Here is a 9,412-nt window from a genome sequence, read left to right on the forward strand (position 1 = left end):
TGTTGAATTGGTCATTCCGGGTCGCCCTGGAGAGGCGAGCCCGGAATCTCGATGCGATGGATTAGGAATTCCGGGTTCGCCGCTGTCGCGGCGCCCCGAAATGACGTCGGTGATCAGACCGCGCGCTTGAGCGCTTCGACGAGATCGGTCTTCTCCCAGGAGAAGCCGCCCTCGTTGTCGGGGGTACGGCCGAAATGGCCGTAGGCGGAGGTGCGCGCGTAGATCGGGCGGTTGAGATCCAGATGGCTGCGGATGCCACGTGGGGTGAGATCCATCGCCTTGGCGGCGGCCTTCTCGAGCTGTTCCTCCGACACCTTACCGGTGCCGTGGGTGTCGATGTAGATCGACAGCGGACGCGCCACGCCGATGGCGTAGGCGAGCTGCAGCGTGCAGCGATCCGCAAGACCGGCCGCGACGATGTTCTTGGCGACGTAGCGGGCAGCGTAAGCCGCGGAGCGGTCGACCTTGGTCGGATCCTTGCCGGAGAACGCGCCGCCGCCGTGCGGGGCCGCGCCACCATAGGTGTCGACGATGATCTTGCGGCCGGTCAGGCCGGAATCGCCGTCGGGACCGCCGATGTAGAACTTGCCGGTCGGGTTGATGTGCCAGATCGTCTTCGCCGTGATCCACTCCTTCGGCAGCGCCTCGCGCACATAGGGCTCGACGATGTCGCGAATCTGCTTGGATGAGATGTCCTCGACCAGATGCTGGTGCGATACCACGATCTCCCGCACGGCGACGGGCTTGCCGTTCTCGTACTGCACGGTGACCTGGCTCTTGGAGTCCGGGCCCAGCACCTTCTCGCGGCCCGAGTGGCGCGCTTCCGAGATAAGGCGCAGGATCTTGTGGGCGTAGAAGATCGGCGCCGGCATCAGATCCGGCGTCTCGTTGGTGGCGTATCCGAACATGATGCCCTGGTCGCCCGCGCCCTCTTCCTTGACTTCGCCCGGCTGCAGCGCATCGACGCCCTGCGCGATGTCGGCCGACTGCGGATGCAGCAGGATCTCGATGTCGGCCTTCTCCCAGTGGAAACCTTCCTGCTCGTAACCGATGTCCTTGATCGCGGCGCGGACGACGCCTTCGATCTGCTCATTGGTGACGGATGCGGGACCGCGGGTCTCACCGGCGATCACGACCTTGTTGGTGGTCGCGAGCGTTTCGCAGGCGGCACGGATTTGCCAGGGATCGATGCCTGCTTTCGGTCCTTCGCGGTAGAACAGATCGACGATCTCGTCGGAGATCCGGTCGCACACCTTGTCCGGATGGCCTTCGGACACGGACTCGCTGGTGAAGAGATAGGACGCGCGCATCAGTAACCCCTTGTTCCGCCGCTAGCTGGCGGGCGTTGCGATATTTAGCTTTGAATGATGTCAATCACGCCGGCGCGAGATGACGTAGGATTCGTCGAGAAACCAGAGCCCATTGTACTTTCGCAGCACGTCTCTGGCGGCGTCCAGAGTGCGGCCGTTTTGAGTCATTTCCGTCAACCGGTCGTCCTCAATCTGAGCGACATACACCGCCGCATTCCAGGCTGCAAAGGCCGTCGAGGTTCCGATAGTGCCCGTCACCTCGTTGGGCAGCGCTTCCATATCATACCTGAAGATCGAGCGGTTATCTGCATAAGCATTAAAATTTAAGTCGCGGCCCACCGAGCCGAGCTCATACTTCACCGCGCGCAATAGCTCATGACGGCTCACCGAGAAAGGGTTTTCTCCGGGCCAGATCGCCTGGATCATCTCCATGCCCGGATCCTGGCCATGGGAGTGAATTCCGATCAGGCGGCCGCCCGCCCGCAAGGCCCGGGCCAGGGGCGCAATGATCCGTTTTGCCCGAAAATTGACCGAGGACAGCGCGCGGTATGGCTGAGATGCAATAACGAGGTCGAAATTGGCCTCGGCCTGGCCCGGCCGTGGAATGGTCGAATCGAGCAGAAAACGCTGGTCTTCGCGGTAGAGCACCAGCACGACCGGCCGCTCATAGAGCGGCATTCCCGTGCGCGGGCTGACCGCCGCGCGCCAGTTCTGCTCCAAAAACGGCTTCAACTCCGCGATTTGCGTCTCGAACTCGCCCGAGGAAGCACCCCGCAGGGGAACTTCATGCCAGACTGTCGCGGCTGCCGCTGAGGGCGATGACGGCGTGAGCCAGGGCGCCTCCGCATAAAGCATGTTGGTAAAAACGAACACCGAGGCCGGATGCTCGAAAATGCGATCCGGCACCTTGTCCAGCGTCAGGCGGAGGTCCTCGAGACTGAGCTCCTTGCCGGCGACATAGAACGGCATGTGTGGAAAGCGCTGATGCATCGAGCGCAGCACGCGCGCCAGTACCGTGCCGTCGCCAACCCCGGCATCGAACACGCGGAGCGCCGGGGGCCGGGGATGGATGCTGGCAAGCTCCAGCGCCACGCGCTCGGCGACCACCCGCTTCTCACTGCAAGTGTGCACGAACAGCAGGTATTTCTGCCGGTTCTCGAAAAAGCGGAAATTGCCGCGCGGATCGCGCTTTTCCGGGGGCACCTGAAGTCCCCGCGGCGGCGGCACGCCGCCGGCCATCGATGCGGCCATGTAGGCTTGGATCCGGTCCAGGGTGTCGATCGTGATGCGCTTGCCCTCGCGCAGGCGGTGCACGAGCTTCCCATCGTTCACCGCGCGCCGTCCGAACGTCGACTCCGCCATGTCCGCCTTACGGCAGAACTCGGTGATTTGGCTCAGGATTTCGTCATTCTTCATGGAGTGGGACGCGGTGGGCAGAAGGGTTGGGTAATGCCTCGTAGCAAAATCTGCCCACTGAGGGAATAGGGATAGAGCCGCCCCCGTTTGCCATGTGCACAACAGCGAGGCCGTGAACCACCTTCCCCTGCCGGGCAACCAACAGACGCCTCTCCTCAACGGGACCACCGCCAATGCGTCGCCTGCTCGTCGCGCTCTGCCTGCTCGCCGCAACCCTGTGGTCGGCGCCCGCTTTTGCGCAGGCGCGCAGCCAGCTTGGGCCGCTCTGCACCACCGACACCACGCCGGCGGACCAGATGATCGATGCCTGCAGCAAGATCATTGCGCTGAAGGTGTTCAAGGGCGAGCAGCTCGCAACGGTCTACTTCTGGCGCGCGGTAGGCTGGAACAAGAAGGGCGAATACCCAAAGGTCATCACCGACGCCACGGAAGCGATCCGGCTCCAGCCGAGCCAGGCAGTCTACAATCTCAGGGGATCGGCCTACTACGACAGAGGCGAGTACGAGATCGCGATCACCGATTTCGACGATGCGCTGAAGCTGGGCCCGCCTGATGGTACCATCTTCCATAATCGCGGCAATGCATGGCGCGGCAAGGGCGACTACGCCAAGGCCATTGCCGATTACGATATGTCGATCAAAGCCGATCCGAAATCGGCATTCTCGTACCAGAACCGCGGCATCTCCAAGGAGGCGCTCGGCGACCTCGACGGCGCGCTGGCCGACATCAACCAGGCGATCCGGCTCGACCCGACACTGCCGCAGCCGCTGATCAACCGGACCGCGATCTGGCGTGTCAGAGGCGATTACGATCGCGCGATTGCCGACGGCAGCGAAGCGATTCGGCTCGCGAAGGAGAAGCCGCCCGTCAACATCATGACGCCGCCGAACAGCGTGCTGATCTCGGGCTACACCCATCGCGCGTTGGCCTACGAGGCGAAAGGCGACTACGCGCACGCGAGCGACGACTACAAGGCCACGCTGGCGATCGCGGCGTCCGATGCCGGCAGCAAGGCCAATCAAGCCACCGCAAAGGTGCGGCTGTCGCTGATCACCGACGCAAGCGCACCGATCCCGCGCGATGCGCCGTCACCGACGACGCAGCCGGCAAAGGCGCCGGCTCCCCAGCAGACTGGTGCCGCGGCGCCTCCCTCGCCTGCTGCGGCCGCGCGCGGCACGCGCATGGCGCTGATCATCGGCAACGGCGCCTATGCGCATGTCAAGGCGCTGCCCAATCCGCCCAATGACGCGCGCGCCGTTGCGAAGAGCCTGCGCGATATCGGCTTCACTGTATCAGAAGGCGTCGATCTCGACCGCGCGGCGATGCAGAAGATGACGCGTGATTTCTTGCGGGAGGCGGCGCGGGCGCAGGTCGTGGTGGTCTACTATGCGGGCCACGGCGTGCAGGTCGACGGTCGCAATTATCTCATTCCCGTCGACGTCGAACTCAAGCCGGGCGCGAGCATGACGGACGTGATGATCGACATGGACACGATCATGGCCGGCCTCGACGACCAGGTCCGCACCAACATTTTGATCTTCGATGCCTGCCGCAACAATCCGATGGCACAGCAGGTCGCATCGGCCGGCACCAGCCGCGCCATCGAAGCTGCCTCGGGCCTCGCAGCGCCAACGAGCCTGGGCGCCGGCGCGACGCTCGGCGCCGGCACGCTGATCGCTTTCGCCACTGCGCCGGGCCAGGTCGCGCTCGACGGTGAAGGCGCCAACTCGCCGTTCTCCGCCGCGCTCTCCCGCCATCTCGGCACGCCTGGCCTGGAAGTGCAGCAGATGCTGACGCGGGTGCGGGCCGAGGTGGTGTCGACCACGAAGAACAAGCAGGTCCCGTGGTCGAACTCGTCGCTGCTGGGCGAGGTTTATCTGGCGGAGAAGTGAGAGGGGCGTTTGCGCCCCGCTTGTCAGGAGCGCGATGCCACCCGCCACGCGTTCGGTGTCATCGCCCGGGTTGACCGGGCGATCAAGTAATCCGAGATAGCGAGAGATGCGGAAAAGCTGCGGCGTACTGGATTCCCCGCCTGCGCGGGGAATGACAGCGGAGCAAGGAGGCTTATTGGCCCCACACTTCCTTTGCGATCTCCACCGCGAGGCTGAGCTTGGCCCACTGCTCCTCTTCGGAGAGGACGTTGCCCTCTTCCGTCGAGGCAAAACCGCACTGCGGAGAAAGTGCAAGTTGCTCCAGCGGGGCAAACTTGGCGGCTTCCTCGAGACGGCGTTTGATCGCGTCCTTGTTCTCGAGTTCACCGAACTTCGAGGTGATGACGCCGACCACAACGACCTTGTTGCCCTTGGGCAGGAAGCGCAGCGGCTCGAAGCCACCGGCACGGTCGCTGTCGTATTCGAGGAAATAGCCGTCGTAATTGGTGCCGGCGAGCATGGTCTCGGCAACCGGCTCGTAGCCGCCTGACGAAATCCAGGTCGAACGGAAATTGCCGCGGCAGACATGCGTCGTCACCACCATGTCGGCGGGCTTCTCGGCCAGCGCGTAGTTGATGACGCGCGCATAGATCTGCTGGAGGCCTTCCGGATTGTCGCCGCGCTCGCGCGCCTTTTGCAATTCGTCCGGCGAGCAGAGATAGGCCCACACGGTGTCGTCGAACTGGAGATAGCGGCAGCCGGCGTCATAGAACGCCTTCACGGCCTTGCGGTAGGTCTTGCCGAGGTCTTCGTAGAAGGCGTCGAGATCGGGATAGACGTCCTTGGAGATCGCCTTGCGGCCGCCGCGGAAGTGCAGCACCGCCGGCGACGGGATCGTCATCTTGGCGGTGACGTGAGCCTGATCGGCGACTTTCTTCAGGAAGCGGAAGTGATCCAGCATCGGATGGTCGTCGGGAAAATCGAGCTTGCCGATCACGCGCACCGCGTCATGCCGCGTCTCGACGCCCGCGAACTGGATGCCTGTGTCGGGGTGGAACATTTCGCAGCCGGTGAGCTTGGCCAGGAAATCGAAATGCCACCAGGAGCGGCGGAATTCGCCGTCGGTTGCGAGCTTCAGGCCGAGCGAAGCCTGCTTGTGCACGACCTTCTCGATCTCCATGTCCTCGATCTTGCGCAGATCGTCGGCCGAGATCTCGCCCTTCTCCAGCCTGGCGCGGGCTTCCTTGATCTTGGCGGGGCGTAGGAGGCTGCCGACCTCGTCGGCGCGGAAGGGGGCTTTGGTTCGCTGCATTTCTTACTCCCAGTTATTTTTAGTGGGCCGCCGCCCCTGCGACGCCGAGGTGGCGCTCGAGGACCGACGGGTCGGCCTTCAGCGCGGCGCTCGGGGCGTCGTGGACGATCGTTCCGCGCTCCAATATCACAACACGGTCGGCCAGCCCCAGAATCTTTTGGGCATTCTGCTCGACGATGATCGAGCAGATGCCGCCCGCCCGGGTGATGGTCCCGATCGCTTTCAAGAGCTCCTCGACGATGATGGGGGCAAGGCCCTCGGTCGGCTCGTCCAGGAGAAGCACTTTCGGATTGAGGGTCAGCGCGCGGCCGATTGCCAGCATCTGCTGCTCACCGCCGGAGAGCTGGTTGCCAAAATTGCTCCGCCGCTCCTTCAACCGCGGGAACATCTCGTAGACCCTCTCAACGGTCCAGGGACCGGGTTGGGCCACTGCGGACATGTTCTCCTCTACCGTGAGCGAGCGGAAGATATTGCGCTCCTGCGGCACCCAGCCGATGCCGGCGCGCGCCCGCTGATCGGGCCGCAAGGTCGTGACGTCGGCGCCAGCCAGCCCGACAGTGCCGGAGAAGCGGCGGGTGACGCCGACGATCGAGTTGATCAGCGTGGTCTTGCCGGTGCCGTTGCGCCCCAACAGCGCCAGCACCTGGCCTTCGGCGAGACGCAGGGACATGTTCGGCAGCACCACGGCCTCGCCGTAGCCGGCGCGAAGCGAGTCGATCGCGAGCAGGTCAGACATTGACCGCCTCCTCGCCGAGGTAGACCGCCTTGACCTGCGGGTCGCGCGCGACCTGCTCGGGCGGGCCTTCGGTGAGCAGCGCGCCGGAGACCAGGACAGAGATGCGGTCGGCGAAGGAGAACACGAGGTCCATGTCGTGCTCGATCAGCAGCACGGTGACGTCGCGTGGCAGGCTGCCTACGACGGCGAGAATGTCGTGGCGCTCGCTCTCGGGCACGCCGGCGGCAGGCTCGTCCAGCAGCAGCACGCGCGGCTTGGCGGCGATCGCGACCGCGATCTCGAGCAGGCGCTGCTTGCCGTAAGGCAGCGTCACGGTCTGCTCGTTCATGACGTCGAGCAGGTGGAAGCGCGTCAGGAGGTCGGCGATCTCGCCGTTGACGTCGCTGCGCGTGCCCATCCGCCGCCACCAGTCGCCGCCATGGCCGAGGCGCTCGGAGACAGCGAGACCGATGGTCTCGAGCGGGGTCAGGTCGGGATAGAGCTGGTTGATCTGGAAGGTACGCGACAAGCCGCGCAACACGCGCTTATGCACGGGCAGATCCGTGATGTCCTGGCCTTCGAGCAGGATGCGGCCCGAGTTCGGCTTGAGCACGCCGGTGAGCTGGTTGATGACCGTGGTCTTGCCGGCGCCGTTCGGGCCTATCAGCGCGTGTCGGGCGCCCTGCTCGATTTTCAAGGACAGATCGCGGGTGACGCGCAGACCGCCGAACTGCTTTTCGAGATTTTGGGTTTCGAGCGCGATGGTCATGCGTCGCTCTCCGGCACGGCGACAACGGCTTTGCGCCCGGCTATCTGCTTGATGACCAGATTGGGCACATACAGCATCCAGCGATGCAGTCGCGGCCGGCCGACCAGGACGATCACGACCAGCACGAGGCCGATCCAGAACTGCCAGTATTGCGGAGTGATGGTCGAGAATAATTCCTGCAGCATGCGAAACAGCACTGCGCCGATCAGCCCCCCATAGAGATAGCCGGTGCCGCCGATGACGAGGACCAGCATCAGGTCCGCCGAGCGCTCGAAGGCGAACACGTCCAGCGAGGCGATCGCGGTGGTCTGGGTGAACAGCGCGCCCGCGATGCCGGCATAGAACGCCGCGAGCGTGTAGATCGCAATCAGCCGACGGTTGACGGGGATTCCGATGGCGGCCGCGCGGAGCGGATTGTTCTTGATCGCCCGCAATGACAGACCGAACGGCGAGTGCACGACCCGGCGAGCGAACAGGAACAACAGGAACAGAACGGCGAGCGAATAGAAGAAGCCGGTCTTGCCGAACATGTCGAACGGGATCTCGCCGAAGATCGGCTGCATCTCGATACCCTGCAGGCCGTCGGTGCCGCCGGTGATGTTGGAGAAGCGTTCGGCCAGCGCCTCCAGCAACAACGCGATGCCGAGCGTCACCATCAGCCGCGTCAGATCGACGCCGCGGATCACCAGGAAGCTGGTGGCGAAGCCGAGCACCATCGCGACAAGGCCGGCGACAACAAGCGCAAGGACGGGTTCGTTGACGATCCCGTGCAGCGCAAGAAGCCCCGCCGCGTAGGCGCCGACGCCGAAGAAGGCCGCATGGCCGAGCGAGACGATGCCGGCGTAGCCGAGGATCAGATCGAGCGACATCGCAAACAGCGCCAGCCGCAGGATGTCCGTCATGATCAGGTAGCGCGAGGGAAATACGAAGCCGCAGGCCAGCACGATCAGCCAGAAAGCGGCCTCGCCATAGTGCCAGCGTGCCTGGCGCTGGGCGTGATAGCCGACGTCGGAGGAGGCGCTCATCGGCGACTCAACGCGCAGCCGTGCGGCCGAACAGACCGTTCGGGCGCCAGATCAGGATCACGATCATCATGGTGTAGATCACGAAAGGTCCCATCTTCGGGACGTAATATTTACCGGCGACGTCACCGATGCCAAGCAGCAGCGAGGCCAGAAACGGGCCGGTGATCGAGGACGAGCCGCCGACGGTGACCACGATTAGGAAGTAGATCATGAACTTCAGAGGGAAATACGGGTCGAGGCCGAGGATCTCGGCGCTGAGCGCGCCACCGAGACCGGCAAGCCCGCAACCGAAGGCAAACGTGAAGGCGAACACCTGCGGCACGTTGATGCCAAGGCCGCTCGCGGCGCGGGGATCGTCGACCGCGGCGCGCAGGCGGCTGCCGAACCGCGTCTTGGCCAGCACCATCTGGAGACCGATGGTGAGCAGCCCGCAGATCACGATGATCATCAGCCGGTAGCGGCCGATGCCAACGCCGAACAGGTCGAATTGACCCTGGAGCGCCGCCGGCAGGTTGATGAAGACCCGCGACGAACCCTGGATGTAATCGACGGCCGCGACCGACATGAACGTGAGGCCGATCGTGAACAGCACCTGGTCGAGATGGCTGCGCGCATAGAGGTGTCGGTACAGCGTGCGCTCGAGCACGATGCCGATCGCAGCGGAGGAGACGAAGGCGAGCGGCAATGCCGCGAAGAATGGCCAGCCCATCCGGTTGACCAGCACCATGCAGACATAGCCGCCGGCCATGGCGAAGGCGCCATGGGCGAGGTTGACGAAGTTCATCAAGCCGAGCGTGACCGCGAGCCCGCAAGCCAGCACGAACAGCAGCATGCCGTAGGCAACGCCATCGAACAGGTTGGTGAGGATTGAGGTCATTGAAGGCCGGAAGTTATCTCAGGTGTAGCCAGGGGTGTGCTGCGCTCCCTCTCCCGCTTGCGAGGGCTTTGCTTAATTGGCCGAGCGGGAGTGAGGCTCGATATGGGGTATTTTTTT

The 9,412-nt window shown here is 64.1% G+C and carries 8 protein-coding genes; 1 reads left to right on the forward strand and 7 read right to left on the reverse strand.

Annotation, left to right across the window (positions count from 1 at the left end):
- Positions 1-113: 113 nt before the first annotated feature.
- Complete coding sequence (gene metK, locus AC0L3A_RS34350) at positions 114-1,310, reverse strand: methionine adenosyltransferase (protein ID WP_473256043.1); 1,197 nt, start codon at positions 1,308-1,310, stop codon at positions 114-116.
- 60 nt (positions 1,311-1,370) lie between these two features.
- Positions 1,371-2,726, reverse strand: a complete 1,356-nt coding sequence (locus AC0L3A_RS34355; protein ID WP_473256044.1) for a hypothetical protein — start codon at positions 2,724-2,726, stop codon at positions 1,371-1,373.
- A 173-nt stretch (positions 2,727-2,899) separates the two neighbouring features.
- Between AC0L3A_RS34355 and AC0L3A_RS34360 the strand changes: the two genes are divergently transcribed.
- Positions 2,900-4,618, forward strand: coding sequence for a caspase family protein (locus tag AC0L3A_RS34360; protein ID WP_473256045.1), 1,719 nt, complete (start codon positions 2,900-2,902; stop codon positions 4,616-4,618).
- A 172-nt stretch (positions 4,619-4,790) separates the two neighbouring features.
- Here AC0L3A_RS34360 and AC0L3A_RS34365 read toward each other — a convergent pair whose 3' ends face one another.
- Genes AC0L3A_RS34365 through AC0L3A_RS34385 form a run of 5 tightly spaced genes read right to left on the reverse strand, consistent with a single transcriptional unit; the run spans position 4,791 to position 9,295 of the window.
- Positions 4,791-5,909: a cobalamin-independent methionine synthase II family protein gene (locus tag AC0L3A_RS34365; protein ID WP_354202104.1), complete on the reverse strand. Its 1,119-nt coding sequence runs from the start codon at positions 5,907-5,909 to the stop codon at positions 4,791-4,793.
- A 19-nt stretch (positions 5,910-5,928) separates the two neighbouring features.
- On the reverse strand, positions 5,929-6,645 hold the full coding sequence (locus tag AC0L3A_RS34370; protein ID WP_354129512.1) for an ABC transporter ATP-binding protein: 717 nt from the start codon (positions 6,643-6,645) through the stop codon (positions 5,929-5,931).
- On the reverse strand, positions 6,638-7,393 hold the full coding sequence (locus tag AC0L3A_RS34375; protein WP_007612502.1) for an ABC transporter ATP-binding protein: 756 nt from the start codon (positions 7,391-7,393) through the stop codon (positions 6,638-6,640). The genes AC0L3A_RS34370 and AC0L3A_RS34375 overlap by 8 nt, the downstream gene beginning before the upstream one ends.
- On the reverse strand, positions 7,390-8,418 hold the full coding sequence (locus tag AC0L3A_RS34380) for a branched-chain amino acid ABC transporter permease (protein ID WP_473256046.1): 1,029 nt from the start codon (positions 8,416-8,418) through the stop codon (positions 7,390-7,392). The genes AC0L3A_RS34375 and AC0L3A_RS34380 overlap by 4 nt, the downstream gene beginning before the upstream one ends.
- 7 nt (positions 8,419-8,425) lie before the next feature.
- Positions 8,426-9,295 (reverse strand): branched-chain amino acid ABC transporter permease, encoded by an 870-nt coding sequence (locus AC0L3A_RS34385; RefSeq protein ID WP_007601971.1) that lies wholly within the window; start codon positions 9,293-9,295, stop codon positions 8,426-8,428.
- Positions 9,296-9,412 lie beyond the last annotated feature (117 nt).

It is taken from the genome of Bradyrhizobium sp. MI1.3 (assembly GCF_055811695.1).